This window comes from Salinithrix halophila (genome assembly GCF_042650125.1).
Taxonomy (GTDB): Bacteria; Bacillota; Bacilli; order Thermoactinomycetales; family DSM-45169; genus Salinithrix; species Salinithrix halophila.
On sequence record NZ_JBHSAP010000018.1, the window covers coordinates 95,319 to 113,081 of the forward strand.

19 protein-coding genes are annotated in these 17,763 nt (G+C 52.4%); 13 read left to right on the forward strand and 6 right to left on the reverse strand.

The features are described 5' to 3' along the window. Positions 1 to 9 precede the first annotated feature (9 nt). The 7 genes from ACFOUO_RS13465 (at position 10) to ACFOUO_RS13495 (ending at position 6,144) form a co-directional block, all read left to right on the forward strand. Positions 10 to 1,158, forward strand: a complete 1,149-nt coding sequence (locus ACFOUO_RS13465) for a thiolase family protein (RefSeq protein ID WP_380706252.1) — start codon at positions 10 to 12, stop codon at positions 1,156 to 1,158. 16 nt (positions 1,159 to 1,174) lie between these two features. Then, positions 1,175 to 1,579 carry a PaaI family thioesterase gene (locus ACFOUO_RS13470; protein WP_380705661.1) on the forward strand — a complete coding sequence of 135 codons (405 nt, stop codon included), beginning with the start codon at positions 1,175 to 1,177 and terminating at the stop codon, positions 1,577 to 1,579. Between the two features lie 181 nt (positions 1,580 to 1,760). After that, positions 1,761 to 2,603: a tryptophan 2,3-dioxygenase gene (gene kynA / locus ACFOUO_RS13475; RefSeq protein WP_380705662.1), complete on the forward strand. Its 843-nt coding sequence runs from the start codon at positions 1,761 to 1,763 to the stop codon at positions 2,601 to 2,603. A 26-nt stretch (positions 2,604 to 2,629) separates the two neighbouring features. Beyond that, positions 2,630 to 3,913 (forward strand): kynureninase, encoded by a 1,284-nt coding sequence (kynU, locus tag ACFOUO_RS13480; protein ID WP_380705663.1) that lies wholly within the window; start codon positions 2,630 to 2,632, stop codon positions 3,911 to 3,913. Continuing rightward, on the forward strand, positions 3,910 to 4,542 hold the full coding sequence (gene kynB / locus ACFOUO_RS13485) for an arylformamidase (RefSeq protein ID WP_380705664.1): 633 nt from the start codon (positions 3,910 to 3,912) through the stop codon (positions 4,540 to 4,542). Before kynU ends, kynB begins: the two co-directional genes overlap by 4 nt. Before the next feature lie 162 nt (positions 4,543 to 4,704). Beyond that, positions 4,705 to 5,052: a YolD-like family protein gene (locus tag ACFOUO_RS13490; protein WP_380705665.1), complete on the forward strand. Its 348-nt coding sequence runs from the start codon at positions 4,705 to 4,707 to the stop codon at positions 5,050 to 5,052. Between the two features lie 192 nt (positions 5,053 to 5,244). Continuing rightward, positions 5,245 to 6,144, forward strand: a complete 900-nt coding sequence (locus ACFOUO_RS13495) for a beta-propeller fold lactonase family protein (protein WP_380705666.1) — start codon at positions 5,245 to 5,247, stop codon at positions 6,142 to 6,144. A 24-nt stretch (positions 6,145 to 6,168) separates the two neighbouring features. Here ACFOUO_RS13495 and ACFOUO_RS13500 read toward each other — a convergent pair whose 3' ends face one another. Together ACFOUO_RS13500 and ACFOUO_RS13505 are read right to left on the reverse strand one after the other, a co-directional pair. After that, complete coding sequence (locus ACFOUO_RS13500; RefSeq protein WP_380705668.1) at positions 6,169 to 6,831, reverse strand: hypothetical protein; 663 nt, start codon at positions 6,829 to 6,831, stop codon at positions 6,169 to 6,171. Positions 6,832 to 6,839: 8 nt separating this feature from the next. Further along, positions 6,840 to 8,285, reverse strand: coding sequence for a hypothetical protein (locus tag ACFOUO_RS13505; RefSeq protein WP_380705670.1), 1,446 nt, complete (start codon positions 8,283 to 8,285; stop codon positions 6,840 to 6,842). Between the two features lie 306 nt (positions 8,286 to 8,591). Here ACFOUO_RS13505 and ACFOUO_RS13510 point away from each other — a divergent pair, with 306 nt between their 5' ends. Together ACFOUO_RS13510 and ACFOUO_RS13515 are read left to right on the forward strand one after the other, a co-directional pair. Continuing rightward, positions 8,592 to 9,425, forward strand: coding sequence for an N-acetylmuramoyl-L-alanine amidase (locus ACFOUO_RS13510; RefSeq protein ID WP_380705672.1), 834 nt, complete (start codon positions 8,592 to 8,594; stop codon positions 9,423 to 9,425). Between the two features lie 88 nt (positions 9,426 to 9,513). Next, positions 9,514 to 10,071 (forward strand): cysteine dioxygenase, encoded by a 558-nt coding sequence (locus ACFOUO_RS13515; RefSeq protein WP_380705674.1) that lies wholly within the window; start codon positions 9,514 to 9,516, stop codon positions 10,069 to 10,071. Between the two features lie 63 nt (positions 10,072 to 10,134). Here the strand turns inward: ACFOUO_RS13515 and ACFOUO_RS13520 are convergent, their stop codons facing one another. Continuing rightward, complete coding sequence (locus ACFOUO_RS13520; protein ID WP_380705676.1) at positions 10,135 to 10,554, reverse strand: hypothetical protein; 420 nt, start codon at positions 10,552 to 10,554, stop codon at positions 10,135 to 10,137. 406 nt (positions 10,555 to 10,960) lie between these two features. After that, complete coding sequence (locus ACFOUO_RS13525; RefSeq protein ID WP_380705678.1) at positions 10,961 to 11,464, reverse strand: cupredoxin domain-containing protein; 504 nt, start codon at positions 11,462 to 11,464, stop codon at positions 10,961 to 10,963. Between the two features lie 100 nt (positions 11,465 to 11,564). On the opposite strand from ACFOUO_RS13525, the gene ACFOUO_RS13530 reads away from it, so the two are divergent. The 4 genes from ACFOUO_RS13530 (at position 11,565) to sucD (ending at position 14,467) form a co-directional block, all read left to right on the forward strand. Then, on the forward strand, positions 11,565 to 11,777 hold the full coding sequence (locus ACFOUO_RS13530; protein WP_380705679.1) for a hypothetical protein: 213 nt from the start codon (positions 11,565 to 11,567) through the stop codon (positions 11,775 to 11,777). 170 nt (positions 11,778 to 11,947) lie between these two features. Beyond that, positions 11,948 to 12,088 (forward strand): hypothetical protein, encoded by a 141-nt coding sequence (locus ACFOUO_RS13535; protein ID WP_380705681.1) that lies wholly within the window; start codon positions 11,948 to 11,950, stop codon positions 12,086 to 12,088. 281 nt (positions 12,089 to 12,369) lie between these two features. Then, complete coding sequence (sucC, locus tag ACFOUO_RS13540; protein ID WP_380705682.1) at positions 12,370 to 13,530, forward strand: ADP-forming succinate--CoA ligase subunit beta; 1,161 nt, start codon at positions 12,370 to 12,372, stop codon at positions 13,528 to 13,530. Between the two features lie 31 nt (positions 13,531 to 13,561). Beyond that, the gene (gene sucD, locus ACFOUO_RS13545; protein WP_380705683.1) at positions 13,562 to 14,467 is read left to right on the forward strand and encodes a succinate--CoA ligase subunit alpha; all 906 of its coding nucleotides are present in this window, start codon (positions 13,562 to 13,564) and stop codon (positions 14,465 to 14,467) included. A 49-nt stretch (positions 14,468 to 14,516) separates the two neighbouring features. Here the strand turns inward: sucD and ACFOUO_RS13550 are convergent, their stop codons facing one another. Together ACFOUO_RS13550 and ACFOUO_RS13555 are read right to left on the reverse strand one after the other, a co-directional pair. Then, a complete protein-coding gene (locus ACFOUO_RS13550) occupies positions 14,517 to 17,039 on the reverse strand; it encodes an ABC transporter permease (RefSeq protein ID WP_380705684.1) in 2,523 nt (840 codons plus the stop codon). After that, positions 17,036 to 17,719 (reverse strand): ABC transporter ATP-binding protein, encoded by a 684-nt coding sequence (locus ACFOUO_RS13555; protein WP_380705685.1) that lies wholly within the window; start codon positions 17,717 to 17,719, stop codon positions 17,036 to 17,038. Before ACFOUO_RS13555 ends, ACFOUO_RS13550 begins: the two co-directional genes overlap by 4 nt. Positions 17,720 to 17,763: the final 44 nt, after the last annotated feature.

Consider the following 17,763-nt stretch of genomic DNA (forward strand, 5'->3'; position numbering starts at 1 on the left):
GGTGCTGTCATGAGGGAAGTTGTCATTGTCAGCGCAGTCCGCACACCGGTGGGGAAGCGAAAAGGAGTGTTCCGCAACCTTCATCCCGTCGAATTGGGGGCCATAGTTTTAGAGGAAGTTATCAGACGGGCGGGTATCAACAAGGGGGAAGTGGAAGACATTGTAATGGGGTGTGTCTCCCCTGTCCAAGAGCAAGGTTTAAACATCGGTCGCCTGTCGGCCCTACGTGCGGGGTTTCCAGTGGAAGTCCCCGCGGTCCAGATTAATCGTATGTGCGGTTCCGGTCAGCAGGCGATCCATTTCGCTTGTCAGGCGATCCGCTCCGGAGATATGGATGTAACCATCGGTGCGGGGGTGGAAAGCATGAGCCTCGTTCCGATTGGCAGCGATGGGGATGAGAGGACGATCCCCCCCGCCCTGGCGAAGCAGTACGAGTTTATCCACCAGGGGGTTTCCGCCGAGCGAATCGCCCGGAAGTATGGGATGAGCCGGGAGGAGTTGGACGGCTACTCCCTGGAAAGCCACCGGCGGGCCTTGGCGGCGATCCGGGAAGGTCGGTTTGAGCGGGAAATCATGGCCGTCACTGGAACGGACGCCGACGGAAATCCTGTGGAAGTGACGCAGGATGAAGGGCCCCGTCCCGATACGTCGTTAGAGAAATTGGCGGCTCTAAAGCCGGTCTTCCAACAGGATGGTTTAATCACCGCCGGCAATGCCAGTCAGATGAGCGATGGGGCGGCTGCCGTTCTTTTGATGGAGCGGAAGACGGCGGAAGCCCTAGGCCTTCGTCCCCGGGCGAGGATTCTACACCAGGTGGTGGTGGGGTCTGATCCGACGATGATGTTGGACGGAGTGATTCCGGCTACCAAAAAAGTGTTGAAACGGGCAGGCCTCGACTTGGACGCCATCGACCGGGTGGAGATCAACGAAGCCTTCGCCCCGGTGGTGCTGGCTTGGCAAAAGGAACTGGATGCCGATCTTGAGCGAGTAAACGCCAACGGCGGTGCCATCGCTCTGGGGCATCCTCTGGGAGCTACCGGTGCCAAGTTGATGACAACGCTCCTCTACGAATTGGAACGAATCGAAGGCCGTTACGGGTTGCTCACTATCTGTATTGGTCACGGCATGTCCACGGCGACGGTGATCGAACGATTATGACAGGAGGGTATGGGAGATGACGCAACGAGGACTTTCCTTTAACAACACGATTATGGAAGTTTTAGGAATCGAAGCCGTGAGCCTCGAGCCGGAACGAGTCGTGATGAGGATGCCCGTAGATGCCCGCCATCATCAACCCTTCGGTATCCTCCACGGTGGAGCTTCGGTGGTTTTAGCGGAGACAGCGGCCAGTTTTGGTGCCATACTCAACTGTGACCAGGAGAACGAAGTGGCAGTCGGGCTAGAGATTAATGCCAATCATCTCCGGCCTAAAAGGGAGGGGATCGTAACAGCTGAAGCCACCCCCCTTCACAAAGGGAAAAAGACGATGGTTTGGGAAATCCGGATCCAGGACGAAGAGGAGAAATTGGTCTGCGTCTCCCGTTGCACCATGGCCGTCGTTCCGAAAAACCGGGATTGACCCGCTTGGTTTCTTGAAAAACCGGACTTCCCGAGGTCTCGCCAGAAGACTCTCCCACCCTATGGAACCGGGGGAGTCTTCTATTTGTCGGAGCGGAAATGGTTGTCGATTCTATTTTTGTACGTGCGGCGACAGAGGCTTTCGTGTATCCTGGAGGTGATTGGATGAAAGGGGGAGGAATATGTCGCAACACGGGAAAGAAAAACAATGGGAATCGAATATTCATACGAATTTTAATAACGAGATGACCTATGGGGATTATCTTCAGTTGGATACGATCCTCTCCAGCCAGCGGCGTCTCTCGGGACACCATGACGAGCTGTTGTTCATCATCATCCACCAGGCCAGTGAACTCTGGATGAAACTGATTCTTCATGAACTGGAAGCGGCTATCTCTTCGATCGAAGAGGGGGATCTGGAACCCGCCTTCAAGAAGTTGGCCAGGGTTTCCCGGGTTCAGGAGCAGTTGATCCAGTCTTGGTCCGTCCTTTCCACGCTGACGCCTTCAGAGTATATGCAGTTTCGAGATAAATTGGGTCACTCTTCCGGGTTCCAATCCTGGCAAAACCGGCTCATCGAGTTTACCCTCGGCCATAAGAAAGAACAGGTGCTGGCTGTTTATGAGCACCAGCCGGAACTTTACCGCCGTCTGGAGAAGGCACTTCATCGTCCCAGCCTTTATGATGTGTCGATCCAGGCCCTGGCGAATAGGGGCCTACCTGTCGATCCTTCTTGCCTTGACCGGGACTGGTCCCAGGATTACCAAGCGGATAAGAGTGTCGAGGCAGCGTGGCTCGCTGTGTACCGGGATGTCAAAAAATACTGGGATCTATACGAATTGGCGGAAAAGCTGGTGGATGTGGAGGATAAACAACAACAATGGCGGTACAACCATATGAAGACGGTGGAACGAATTATCGGCTATAAGCAGGGAACAGGCGGCTCCTCCGGGGTGACCTATCTGAAAAGGGTACTGGATCATCGCTTCTTCCCGGAACTGTGGAATTTGCGTACCCAGTTGTGAGGACGGAAAAGCAAGGAGGGACGAGAATGGATGAACGATTTCAACCCACTATGGATTATGCAGAGCAGTTAGACGCACAAGATGAACTGGCTGCCTTCCGGAAGGAATTTTACCTGGATGAGGAGACGATTTACTTAGACGGCAATTCTCTCGGTCTTCTGTCGCGCAGGGCGGAAGCCTCCTTGACGGAGGTACTTTCCGCCTGGAGGGATTATGGCATCGACGGTTGGACGGAAGGGAAGTACCCCTGGTTTACCCTGTCGGAACAGTTGGGGGAAAAACTGGCCCCCTTGGTGGGGGCAGAGGCGGATGAAGTGGTGGCGACGGGCTCAACGACGGTCAATTTGCATCAGCTTTTGGCCACCTTTTATCGGCCGGAAGGAAAACGGACCAAGATCCTGGCTGACTCTCTAAACTTTCCTTCGGATATCTACGCCATGCAGAGCCAGCTTGCTCTGCACGGGTTGGATCCGGCTCAACATCTGATTCGGGTGGGAAGTGAGGACGGCTGCACGCTGGACGAAGAGGCGATTATTGATGCCATGACGGAAGAAGTGGCGGTGACTATCTTGCCTTCGGTTCTATACCGGAGCGGACAAATCCTCGATATGGAACGACTCACCCGTATCGCTCGAGAACGGGACATTCCCATTGGGTTTGATCTCTGTCACTCCATCGGGGCGATTCCTCATGAATTGACCACTTGGGGCGTTGATTTCGCTTTCTGGTGTAACTACAAATATCTGAACAGCGGGCCTGGCGGGGTAGGAGGTCTCTATGTTCATCGGCGCCATCATGGGCGTGCCCCGGGTTTAGCGGGCTGGTTCAGCTCCGACAAAGCCGTCCAGTTTGATATGGATCACCGCTTGACCCCAGCCGCCGATACAGGGGCATTCCAGATCGGGACTCCCCATGTGCTCAGCCTGGCTCCCCTGATCGGCTCTCTGGAGATCTTCGCCGAGGCCGGCATTCACCGTATCCGAACCAAGTCTCTCCGACAGACCCGGTATTTGATGGGCCTGGTAGAAGCGGAGTTGGACGGTATGGGCTTCTCTTTCGGCAATCCGTTGGAAGATCACCGACGGGGCGGGCATGTATGCCTGCTTCATGAAGAGGCGGTTCGGATCTCGAAATCCCTCAAAGAACATTGGGTCATTCCCGATTTTCGTGCTCCCGATGTAATCCGGCTCGCCCCGATTGCTCTCTATACTTCTTACCGGGAGGTATGGGAAGCGATTCGCCGTCTCAAAGAAATCATGGAAAGCCGGGAATATGAGAAATACCCCAAAGAGCGGGGTGTGGTCGCGTGACGACTTGGATCGATATCTCCCAACCCCTAAGGGAGGGGATGGCTGTTTGGCCGGGCGATACACCTTTTTCCTATCAGTCTGTACTGACCAAGGCCCAGAGCGGTTCGGTGAACGTGGGAAGCCTGACGATGAGCGCTCACTCCGGTACCCATGTTGACGCGCCATTCCATTTTGATAACCAGGGAAAGGGGATACTGGAGCTGGATTTGGACCCCTATGTTGGACCTGCGCGGGTGGTCTCGCTTCCTCCGGGAACGGAGTCCATCGGGCCGGCTTCTCTGGAAAAGGAGGAGCTAGCTGGGGTGGAAAGGCTCCTGCTTCGAACCGGTGTCTGGACGGACCGGTGTACCTTCCCGGAACGAATCCCCCCGGTGGAACCGGAATTGGCTCTCTGGCTTGCGGAGCGGGGGATCCGACTCCTCGGCCTCGACCTCCCCTCGGTGGATCCCCTGGACAGCAAAGAGCTTCCCGCTCACCATGCCCTGGCCCGCCACGGAGTGCACATTTTAGAAGGAGCCGTCTTGGATGATGTGGAACCTGGGAATTATGAACTTTATGCATTTCCTCTGCCGCTGAAGGGTGCCGACGGGAGCCCGGTTCGAGCGGTGCTGCGGAAGGTGAATTCATAAACATTTCTTGATTGATAGCACAAGATCTTTGCTAGAAGGACGGAGCCCCTGCCGCTAAAGGGCCCGTCCTTTTATGTTTTATATAGGTGATCAAGCGTTCCCAGCATTTGCTGGTTCATAATCGAACGTATATTCGTGTATCCTATCCCTGAGGTGATTCAGATGAAGGGTTTGGATCGGGGAAATAAACTGTGGGAAGGGCATCGGATGATCCTTCCTGAGCATGAAGAACGGCTTTGGAAGGAACGGCGGAAAGCGGAAGCGTATGTGCCTCCGGATCTGGACCCGGACCAGCTTGCTGAGATCGGCCGTATGATTGAACGGGCTCTGTTGGAGGAAGAGCCCATCCTCATTACCTATGCCTCCAAGTACGGGCCGAAGAAGGTTTGCGGGTTTGTGGCTCGTATCGATTCGGTGGAACGTTGGATTCTGATCAAAAACGGTGACCATCGGGAGATGATCCCTTTCCGAAACATCCTGGGAGCGGAATCGCCTCCTGAAGATGCTTAAAAGGCTGACTCGGTGATTCCTATTTATAAGCTACCGACAAACCCCGACCGTGGGGGAGGGGTGTAAAAGCAGTCTCGCCGTCTTTAGACGGTTTTTTTATGCCCAAAAATAGGAAATCAAGCTCCCGTCCATACCATTAGGCTGGGAGATTCATAGAATGATATAGCTCTATCAAACTATAACTTTGAGGATGTGAATGTCATGGCATCGAACGCCCCCAGGGGTATCGCGATTACGCCTGACGGTACCCGAGCCTATGTCACCCTATATAACGCGAATAGTGTGGCAGTTATCAACACCGCCACTAACACCGTTATCACCACTGTACCCGTCGGTCTCCAGCCGTGGGGAGTGGCGATTACGCCTGACGGTACCCGGGCCTATGTGACCAATTCGGGTGTCAATACGGTTTCCGTGATCAATACGGTAACCAATACAGTGATCGCTACCGTGGTAGTGGGAAGCGGTCCTCTCGGCATCGACATTACACCGGACGGCACCCGGGCTTATGTGGCAAATTCTCGCACCACGTTTGTATCCGTCATCAACACCGCCACCAACACGGTGATCGCTAATGTGCCGGTCGCTTCTCAACCGCTGGAAATCGCCATCACCCCGGACGGTACGCGTGCCTATGTGACGATGGCCAATAATATGGTGGCTGTCATCAATACCGCTACCAATACGGTGATCGCCACCATCCTTGTGGGTCCTTCGCCTCGGGGCATCGAGATCACGCCTGACGGTAGCCGGGCCTATGTCGCCACAGCCGGAAACAATTCGCTGACGGTGATCAATACGGCGACCAATACGGTGATTGCGACCGTACCCACGGGGGGATCGACTCCTGTCGCCATCGCGATTATGCCTAACGGAAGCAGGGCCTATGTCACCAATGCGAACAGCAATAACGTCTCTGTCATCGATCTTGCTACCCATACTCTGATCACGCTGGTGCCGGTCGGGAGCGCTCCCTGGGGAGTGGCCATCACCCCGGATGGTACCCGCGCCTATGTGACCAATTTCAATAGTTCTACGGTGTCAGTGATTGACACGTCGACGAACACGGTGATCGCGACGATCCCTGTTTGATGAATTTGCACAAAAAAATCGGCCCTAGCGGCCGGTTTTTTTGTGGCTTCCGTTATGGTTGATAGCAGGTGGTTCGAAATCCGACGGGTTACCCTTTCCGCTGGAGGACTCCGTAGAGGGTGTCTGAAAGCGGGCGGGGTGGGGGTCAGGGGCTGGTTTCGTCTCGGGCAGGGTGGCGATGACCCGGCGAGTGACGGTGACGGTCGTCTTCAGAATCACTTTGAACAGGATGGAGGCTGGTGTAATGCCTAGAGCAGCGATTCCCTGAACGATGACTGCTTCTATCTCCAAGGGCGTTTCCGTCACTTGATCCTCTGGACAAGCCCCCGTACACACCATTTCTTGCTGGAAAGGAAGATTTATCGGGACAGGAAGGGGAACGCCGGTAATAGTGATGTCTGCTGGAAGAAAGCCTGAGCTGATCACCCGATCAGGAAATAAAAGGTTGTCGATCACGACCTCGCCGATATGAGGATTCAAAGTGACGAGAGGGGTGATGGTACCGTTGGGGCTGATGGTGAGCAGGGGATTTACGGTTGTGGCTGGGATGATTAACCCGGCTGATTTCTGGACGGTTTTGCTGCAGATGAGAGAATCGACGACAAAACGATCGTTGACCTTCGGAGGAGCTGGTGTTGATTGGGAGGAGGAACGTGTCTGCCGACTGCGAGAACGCTCGTTCCCCATGTGGACTCCTATCGGTCGAAGGGAGTCACGGCACAAACTTCAATTCCGATGAGGATCAACAACTGGATGCTTCCCCGTGTGAAACCAAAATCGGTATCGACTAAATGGGTATGCAGCCGAGTACTTTTCACACGGACAGCGGATATGGTTGCATGAGGGCTGACAGGAACGAAACATTGAAAGGGGACATGGAAAAATACACATTCACATGGGGAGCCGAAATGGAAAAACACCGGAAGGTGGCCTTGGATCACATTTGTGTCGGTCCCCACTACGGGACGGATCACCACATTCCCCTTTTTGATACTGGAAAAAACGTCGTTTCCGAAGGCATCCTGCAGCCTCCCATTCCGGACTTGAATTCCCCCGAACCGGGAATTGGATAAATCCACTTGAAACTGTGAGGTGCAACAGAAGGGGAAACACCGGATGGCACGAGTTTTTTTAATCGGGGGGGTGGGTGCACAGGGATCCGGTTTTTTTTCAGGGAGATCATGGTCCCACTCTTCCCTCGACGACTCCTCATCACCATCCGGGGAAAGGACAAAATCGTCGGGTGGGTCCACCATAGATGCCAATTGCGGTTTGTAGTCGATAACCTCATGGGGAGGATCGCTGTTTTCTTTCGTTTCAATGGGGTTGGGCGGCTGAGGTGGCTGGTTCTTTGTTGGAACCGGGTCATCTGAGGGAGCCGTTGAAGTCTTCTCATCAGATGTTGCTGTACTCTTTTTAGAGTGAGAAGGGATCTCTGAAGAGTCTGTGTGGTTGGAACTATTCTGGTGGCGTGTGTCTTTCCTGTCTTCCTTAGGGGTTGTTAGATGATGGGATGTGGCTGCCAGTTGAAGACGGGCATCTGGAACGTCTGCTGGAGGAGCTCCGTTGAATATCAGGGATTCAGACTCGCCGTGGTCTCGGGAAGGAGTATTTGAGGAATCTGTCTGGTTGGAATCGATCGGATGGTGGGTAGATTCCTCGTGCTTCGGGTAGCTTACCTGGTCATCGATTTCGGTTGTATTCGTCTCAATTGGATCGTGCTTGGGAGAAGGGGGGTCTGCTGGAGCCGCCTGGTTGGAACCGGCCTGGCGGGGAGCGGATTTCCTGTTTTCCCTTGGGGCTTCGCTTCCCTTTTTCTTTTTGGGTTGGAGCATTCGACTGTCTGTCGGAGTATGGACGCGGTCTAGGGGTTTGGGAGAATCGCTGTGATCGGGGAGTGGGGTGCCCGCTTGAGTCAGGCTGGAACCCGTGTGCCGGTGATTTAATCTTTGATCGCCCTGCCGAGTTGCTTGGCTGTTTAACCAAGCTGGGCTCTCCTCGATCGTTTTACTTCTGTCAGAAGGGTCATCGAGGCGAACTGGCTCGTTGTCCTCATCCAGCGTATAGAGTTCATCGAAAAAATCAGCATCCAGATCATCGAACCAGATGGCTCGTTTAGAACGGGTCTTCCGACGCTTCAATACAACCTTCCTCCTTTCACTTGCACGGTGGTTATCGGATTCGCTTCATGGTATTCGGAGTATGATTTCTGGGGTACAAGCGAGGATAAAAAAGGGCCGGCCCTTTTTTCACCATCCGATTTATTTGTATGTAAAGACTGGCGAGACTATCTCTTTGGGAGAAGAGCCCTTTTTCTAGACGATATGCCGAAGTTTCCGAGTGGTGTCATGGAATCAACCGATTTTTCCAATATTTCTGTTAACCCTTCCATTCGCCTATACATGCTCTTTCCGGTTGTCATAGATTAATAGGGAGGTGATGGTTCGTTGACGAAAATTGTCATTGACCCGGGGCATGGAGGAATCGATCCGGGAGCGGTGAGTGGAAATCATCAGGAAAAGGATTTTACATTAGAAATTGCTTTGGGCGTACGGGATTATCTAACAGCCAATTATCAGGCTACCCTCCTGATGACCCGGACCACGGACGCCACGGTCAGCCTAACTCAGCGGACGGATTATGCGAATGCCAACAAGGCCGATTATTTTGTCTCGATTCACATCAACGCCGGCGGGGGGACAGGTTGGGAGAGCTATATTTATAATGGGGGGGTCTCTCCCTTCACTGTGGATGCCCAAATCATCATCCATTCCACAGTCATGGATGTGATTGGGCCGAAGTACGGTGTCCGGGACCGGGGGAAAAAACGGGCCAATTTCCACGTGCTGCGGGAAACCCATATGCCTGCGATCCTGATGGAGAACCTGTTCATCGATACCGATGGAGATTTGAATCTTCTTCGGAACGCTAGCTTTATCCACGACTTGAGCCATGGAATCGGCCTGGGTATCGGGAAAGCGCTTTCTCTCCCCGCAAAACCTGCCAAACTCTACAAGGTGATGGCCGGGTCTTTTGAGAGTCAGGAGAATGCTCGGGACCGAGAGCGATACTTGGAGCAAAACGGCATCGAGGCGGTAGTAGTGACTGCAACGGTGAACGGTCAGCTCCGCTACCGGGTGCAGGCAGGAGCCTTTTCGGAGCGTTCCAACGCAGAAGCCCGATTGGCCGAAGTCAAAAAAGGGGAATCCAGGATGCTTTTATTATCGAAGAGTAGTCAAACTACCGCCCAGAGGAAAGGCGGTAGTTTGGGGGGGAAATGAACTCCTGTGAAGAACAAGATATTATAGCCTTGCATAAGATGAATCTTGAGTGAGTTCATCATATTTCTCAACAACGAAGGAGGAAAATATGGATCTCGTTCACGAATTAAAGGGTCTCCTTCAGCCCATCACGCAACCGACTCCCCTCGAAATCAAACAGGTATTAAAAGGCATCGGCTGCACTCATGACCGGATCGCTCCCTATCTGTCGGAACCGGACCCCCAAAGTTCATTGCCCTATGGGAGAAAGGTGATCCTGCGTACCGATCTATTTGAAGTGATCGTGATCAATATTCCGGGAAAAACGGAAACACCTGTTCACGATCACGGTCATTCCATCGGTTGTGTATATGTGGTTTTCGGTGGTTTTATCAACCGCTTGTACAAAGTAGGGGAACATTCTAAAGAACCGGTTCTTCAGACGGAAACTCGATACGGACAGGGAGAGTGTCTCTTGATCGATGATGGTTTGATCCATTCCATGGGTAACCCCGTGCAGAAAAACATGGTTTCCCTACACGTTTATTCTCCACCCATTCATGACAACAAGCTGTATTCGTCGTCCACAGGTTCCTCCCCTTTACAGATCAGCCGGCGAAATTCGGGCAATCTCTCCTCGATTTGGGCTGGCGAAAAGGGACCATAACCCGACCTGGGGTCGGGTCGTTTGGCAGTGGGGCAAAGGTTCTGGGAAACGCCGCCGGCTCTTTCACATTTCCTCCACATATTCAGGGAACTCTTCCAGAAAAACCCGAGCGACTTCTTCGTATTCATCCTCTGGGATATCCTGCAAATCGTCTTCCCGCAGTTCAAAGAAGAAGGGGGGGCCTGTGGTTTCTTCCCGGTTGTAAAACATGCCCATCAGCCGACCCTGGTGGCGGAAAGTGGCTCCTAGTACCACGGAGAGAAGACCACTGTCCGTCTCCAGGTGCCGGAAAAAGACTGGTTCCACTTGGATGAGGACGGTTTCCTCGTAGGTTTCGCCGGGATAGGTGAGAGAGAGGAGACCGTCCTCCTCTTCCACCACAAAAAGCTGTCGTTTGGCTTCCTTGGGCCAGACCAACAGCAAATGTTTGACGTTTTCATGCACGAATACATACTGATGAGGGGTGTTAAAACGGATGTTCATGGAAACCTCCCGTTTCATGAAAGGGTTGCTCGTACTATATCACGAAACAGCCGATGGTTGGGGGTATCCATTGTTCATTGCAACGGCTCCCTTTAACATACCTGCGCAAGAAGTCTCTCGCTTCTACAAGCGGTAAAAATATGTTAGCCCGATCGCTTTATGGAGAGATTCTGCATCTCGATGTTCCCACAAAGCAAACGTATCTACGGATCGCCTGAGCGAGAAGCAGTAGATGGTCTGTTCCGACCCGGGTACGATTCGTACCTGTTGCTTACTTAGGAATTCAAAAGGGCTTTCCGAACCCTTCGATTCGAGTATGGAAGACAAACCCTTCGATACATGAGAGCTTTTTGGTTCTGATGGTAAGAAACTCCCACTTCTTAGCGTTAGCGTAAGTGGGAGAGGTTCATCGAGTAGATTCAAGAACCGTGATATAGGCTACCATCGGCCCATTTTTCTCGGAGCCGTGGTGGTTATGACAGACGAGTTCAAACGTACCCGCCTTATCTGCGGTGAAGGTGGCAGTGGAAACCTGCCCTTTCCGAACGGTTCCCGACACACCGAATTCCGTAAGAGAATAATGGTGTTCCCGGCCATGAACACCGTGCATGACCAATTTGACACGGTCTCCCCGGTTGACCACAATCGTGCCCGGATCCCACCGATAAATCTCGATCCCTTTCCCTTTATCTTCGGATTTATATTCCGTAGTGATCAGGTGAAAGGTCTTCTCGTCGGAGGTTTCTGTGGAAACCTCCTCTAAAACGGTTTTACCGCCGAACCAGGGGATAGGGAGAAGAGCAGAAGTACCAATCAGAACGAAAGCAAAGGCGAGGCTGAGGTAGAACCATTGGCGAGATGTTGTCATCGAATCTGTTCCTTTCCATTCCATTTTTGCTTCCAGTTTCACCGGATTCCCGCCATTTTAACCCCGTGCCCTGAAAGTGGGATTGCATCCCTTTTTTGTTCATGCATATAATAGGAACAAATGTTCTGGGACGTGATCCCTCATGAGAAATCAGGTGATTGTCCGTGCAGCCCGTTGTGGTGGAATGGTCCGGATCATCTACATGGATGACCGGGGGGAAATTACCCGACGTTGCGTCCGTATCCTCTCCTTAGACGATGGGGGAGTTAGGGCCTGGTGCCGAGAACGAAAAGCCTTTCGGCGGTTTAGATGGTCTGGGGTTTTGGCTGCCGAGCCGGTGAACCTGGGAACCTAGGGCTGGGGTCTCGGTGATCGACCATGGATTTATCAAGGGAGCGTATTTTCGCCCGTGGGAAACCATGCTATACTAAACGGGAGTAAAGTGCCGCAAAGGGTACCCGCGGGATGGTTGCCCAAAAACGGCTGTCCCTTGCGGGCGATACGACAGAGCAGGAGGGTGTAGAAATGTCTCAAACGACCAACTCCAACCACGAAGAGAACCAAGACAATGATCTTCTCGATATGATTAAAGGCTCGGCGTTGTTTACGGGTTTATTTATGGGAATCGCGCTTGTCGGTGCCGTTCTTGCCATCCTGCTTAAGTAGCGGGAAAGGTGAGGAAAGAGGGCTGGAGTTACAGCCCTCTGTTTTTTGTGTCTGAAGGGAAAGGGTTGCCTTAGGGAACATTTCCCGAGCGTGATCGATGGATCCCAAGAAAGCGCATACTACCGCTTTCGGCCGAGGATCGAAAGGTTGGCAAACCAGCTGGACAGCGTTATACTTTCAGAGAGCCGGGAAGGTATCCGGTTAAGGATTCGGCTGTTTATCCTTTCTCGAAAGAGGCAGGAAGGCGGCAGACAGCAAAACAGAGGATAGGGGGATGGGGCATGAACGTACATGAGTATCAGGGAAAAGAGATCTTGAAGCAGTACGGCGCCGTGGTTCCCCGCGGCCAGGTTGCCTTTACTGCGGATGAGGCAGTGGAAGCGGCCAAAAACCTGGGGGGAGACCTGTGGGTAGTCAAGGCGCAAATCCATGCCGGCGGTCGGGGCAAGGCTGGCGGGGTGAAACTGGCCAAAAGTATCGACGAGGTAAAGGCTTATGCCAAAGAACTCCTCGGCAAAACACTGGTCACTCACCAGACCGGTCCGGAAGGGAAGGAAGTAAAACGCCTTTTGATCGAAGAGGGCTGCCCCATCGATAAGGAATACTACGTCGGGGCGGTCATCGACCGGGCTACGAATCGGGTGACGCTGATGGCCTCTTCTGAGGGCGGTACGGAGATTGAAGAAGTGGCCGCCAAAACCCCCGAGAAAATTCACAAAGCGGTCGTCGATCCGGCTGTGGGTTTACAGCCTTTCCAGGCTCGGCAACTGGCCTATGCGATCGGCATTCCCGGTCCGCTGGTCAATAAAGCGGCGAAATTCATGCTGGGCCTTTACCAGGCCTTTGTCGATAAAGACTGCTCCCTGGCGGAGATTAACCCACTGATCACCACGAAAGATGATCGGGTCATGGCGCTCGATGCCAAGTTAAACTTCGATTCCAACGCTTTGTACCGCCATAAGGATATCCTGGAGCTCAGGGACTTGGACGAAGAAGATCCTAAGGAAATTCAGGCTTCCAAATACGACCTAAGCTATATCGCTCTGGACGGCAACATCGGATGTATGGTGAACGGTGCCGGTCTTGCTATGGCCACTATGGATATCATCAAGCATTATGGCGGTGAACCTGCCAACTTCCTGGATGTAGGAGGCGGCGCCACCACCGAGAAGGTGACGGAAGCCTTCAAGATTATCCTGGATGATCCCCAGGTAAAGGGTATTCTGGTCAACATCTTCGGCGGGATCATGAAGTGTGACATCATTGCCAATGGGGTCGTGGAAGCGGCTAAACAAGTCAGCCTTGACCGTCCCCTCGTGGTGCGCCTCGAAGGAACCAACGTCGAGCTCGGCAAACAGATCCTGAATGAGTCCGGCCTCAAGATCACGGCGGCGGACTCCATGGCTGATGCCGCAGAGAAAATCGTCGAACTGGTGAAGTAACTCCAACTCACAGGGAAAGGCGGGTTCAACCTTGAGCATCTTTGTCAACAAGGATACGAAAGTAATCACCCAGGGTATCACGGGTTCCAACGGCCTGTTCCACACGAAACAGGCTATCGAGTACGGGACGAACGTCGTTGGAGGTGTGACACCAGGTAAAGGCGGTACCGAAGTGGAAGGCGTGCCAGTCTTCAATACGGTGAAAGAAGCGGTTGAAGTCACCGGAGCGAACGCCTCTGCGGTTTACGTTCCCCCGGCTTTTGCAGCCGACGCGATCATGGAAGCGGCAGATGCGGGCCTTGATCTGGTTATCTGCATTACTGAAGGCATCCCGGTGTTGGACATGGTAAAGGTGAAACGTTACCTGGAAGACAAGAAAACCCGTCTCGTCGGACCGAACTGTCCCGGTGTCATCACCCCCGGGGAGTGTAAAATCGGAATCATGCCCGGATATATCCATACCCCAGGGAAAGTGGGGATCGTCTCCCGCAGCGGGACCCTCACTTATGAAGCGGTTCATCAGCTGACCACCCGCGGCATCGGCCAGTCTACCGCTGTCGGTATTGGCGGGGACCCGGTTAACGGTACCGACTTTATCGATGTTCTGAAAGCTTTCCAAGCGGATTCGGAGACGGAAGCCGTTATTATGATCGGAGAGATCGGCGGCACGGCGGAAGAGGAAGCCGCCGAGTGGATTAAAGCGAACATGACCAAGCCGGTTGTCGGCTTTATCGGTGGTCAGACAGCACCTCCCGGAAAGCGCATGGGCCATGCCGGCGCCATCATTTCCGGCGGGAAGGGAACCGCGGCGGAAAAGATCGCTAAACTGGAAGCGTGCGGGGTTGCAGTAGCCCCCACTCCGGCGGTGATGGGCGAAACCCTCAGTCGTGTGCTGGAAGAGAAGGGACTTCTCGAAAGCTGCATCACCAAGCACTAAAAAGATCCGAACAAAAAAAGGCGGCAGGGTTATCCCCTGCCGCCTTTTTTTAATCTTCCGTCCGGATATCGTCGATGATGTTCCCTTTTTGGATGCGTCTTAGGGGGAGGAGGGTGGATGTAAGCCCGATGAAAACGGCTCCCACAGAGGCAATCGCCATATCCCTCCAGGGGACGCTCCACTCAAAGCCGATGATATCGGTGAATTGCATGTACAAAAGGTAGGATAACGGCAATCCGATGATCAGACCGTAAATCGCTCCGGTTACCCCGTATAAACTTCCCTCGAACCAGATCATCTTCTTGATCTGGCTCATGGTCATCCCGATCGCTTTTAACGTAGCGAACTCTTGTTTACGCAAGACGAGGTTGGTACTGATGGTATTGATGATATTGAACGCACCGATCAGGGTAATGACCCCGATAAATCCGTATACCATGATGCTAAATTGCATTTTTGCTTTTGTTTCCTGTTGTTTTTCCTCGAGTTTGTCAAATACTTCCACGCTCGGGTTTTTCTCCGCAAATTCTTGGAGGGCAGTTTTGGCATGCTCACGATTGGCCTTTGGCTTCACTTTGATGGTCATGCCATAGATCTGGATTCCGGGAAATTTCTCTCCATCGTGTGTCTTTTCATAATATTTTTCATCAATCTGTTTTATCATTCTCTGAAAAACCTTTTCCGTGGTAATGACCCGGATTCCTTGTTCGGGATAGGGCTTTTCTCCATAGGGAGATTTATCGAGGACGGCAGTCACTTTGGCTTTGAAGACCTGCTTCGGGATTTTTTTGTCATCCGCTGTGCGGTTGTTGATATCGAGAGTGATTTCGTCTCCCGGCTGGAGATCCGCGGCATTCACATCCATCGGTTTATTCTCTTTTTTTGGACTGCGGTCCCGGTTTCTCACAACCACAGCGACCCCGTTTTCTTCTTCCATTTTTTCCGGATCGATGGTGCCTGCCTGAAGGTAACGCTTCGCCTCTTGAAGCCGTTGCCGATCATATCCGTCGACCATGGAATCCAGGACGGTATAGGGTTGGTTTCCATCCTTGATCGACGTTGTCGGAAAGGCTTTGGTATATGCTGAGGTCATTTTGGCTGAAGGCAAGATCATATCTGTGAATAAATAAGCATAAACCGGCATCGCTTTGATTCCTTTAATCGATTGAACCTCTTCCACTTGTGCAGGAGAGAGGGATTCTCCCATTTTCACGAGTTGAAAATCGACTTTCTCCTCTTCATTTCCCGGCGGTTTCACTTGAAAGGCCATGGTGACAAAACTGCTGAAGGTGACAAACAAGATGACACTGATCATCATGGAAAAGAGGGTGATCCGATATCGCTTTTTGTTTCGTCGCAAGTTTTTTAAGGCCATGGCGGATTCAATGGGGAGCCGTTTCGTCAGCCACCCCTGGCTTTTCTTGACGGATTCTTTTTTAATGCTTCCGCGATTTTGGATAGCATCCAGCGGTGAGACCTTGGAAGCCAGCCGGGCCGGTAAAAAGGCCGAGGCAAACACAGAGAGAACTCCGATTGCCCCACTGATGCCAATCACTTCCGGACGGATCACGATGTCCTCAGCGCTCATCAGAAAATCTGGAGGGGAGAGACTCATCATCCATTTTAAGGCGAAGCTTCCTAACAAAATGCCTAGCGGGATGCCGATAATACAGAGCAGAAGAGCTTCCCGAAACACCAGGTTTTTGATTTGTTTCGGTGTGGCGCCGATGGAGCGCAGCACGCCAAACTGCTTGATCCGTTCGAGGACCGAGATATGAAACGCATTATAAATGACGGCGATGGTCGCAAGCATAACCAATCCGGTCAGAATTCCGGGGATGACAAACAGCGCCGTGTTGGCATTTTGATCCGGTCCTTCACCCAACAACCGCAATAACTCTTTGTTTGTAACGAATTTCCCTTTCGGTGCCATCTCTTTAAACGAGGAAACATTCTCTCGGATGGGGACGCCCGGTTTCAGTTTTACGTATAAATCTAACTTGCTGCTTTTCGGGAAGGAAGATAGGAAGGTGGCTGCTTGCCCTTCCCCGGTGGCTTGGGATCGCCATTGATTCTTTAAAATCCCAACCAATCGGTAGGATTGTTTTTTTCCATGAACCTTAAAATCCAAGGTTTCCCCGAGTTTGGGTTGGGGGTTCATCCGCTTCAGAGCCCATTGCTCCACCATGATTTCATGGGGATTCCGGGGAGTTTTGCCTTTCTTTAAAGTGAAGGGCACGGCCTTCATAGCCGCTTGATTGATCTTGTTCAGTTGCAGGGAAGCCCGACCGGATAACGGGATCTGAGCCTGCTTTTTGACGATGGCTAATCGGTCCACTTTGGCGTGATTCTGTAATCGCTGGGCTAATCTGGCATCGACTTGCTCATAACGGAAATGATGGTCTCCGAAATCTTCGATAGTCTGGTTGATTTGATTGGCATACAAACTAAAAAAAAGGGTACCGATGGAACTGATCAGGACAAGGGACAGGATGACGCCCAGTAGCGTCAGGACCGTCCGTTTGCGTTGGGTCTTTAAATACCGGAAGGTAAGGGAGCCGTAGCGCTTCATTTGCCGGTCACCTCATCCTGCACAATAGCCCCGTCCTGAATGGTGATCACCCGATCCGCTTGCGAGGCGATATCCAGATCGTGGGTAATCAACAAGATGGTCTGGTGGTATTTTTGTACGGAAAGCCGCAACATCTCCAACACTTCTTGTGTGTTTTTTGAATCGAGGTTTCCCGTCGGTTCATCCGCTAAAATGAGGGACGGTTTGTAAGATAGGGCGCGGCCGATCGACACCCTTTGCTGCTGCCCGCCGGAGAGTTCGCTGGGAAGGTGCCGTTTTCGATCCAAGAGGCCCAACATCTGCATCACTTCATTGATATGGGGTTTGTCCACTTTTTGATGATCCAACAGGAGCGGCATCGAAATGTTTTCCTCCACATTGAGGACGGGGATCAAGTTGTAAAATTGAAAGATAAAGCCTACTTTTCTGCGCCGGAAAACGGCCAGCTCTTTTTCTTTTAAATCGTAAATATCGGTTCCTTCGATCATTACTTTTCCTGAGGTAGGGCGATCCAGCCCTCCCAGAAGGTGCAGCAAGGTGCTTTTACCGGAGCCGCTGGAGCCGACGACGGCAACAAACTCTCCCTGTTGGACCGATAGATTGACATTCTTCAACGCTTCGACTTTGGTGTTTCCGGAGCCGTAGGATTTACACAGATCGATGGTACGAATGATTTCCATTCAATATTCACTCCTCTTAATAGATCTCTGCTTGATCATATCCT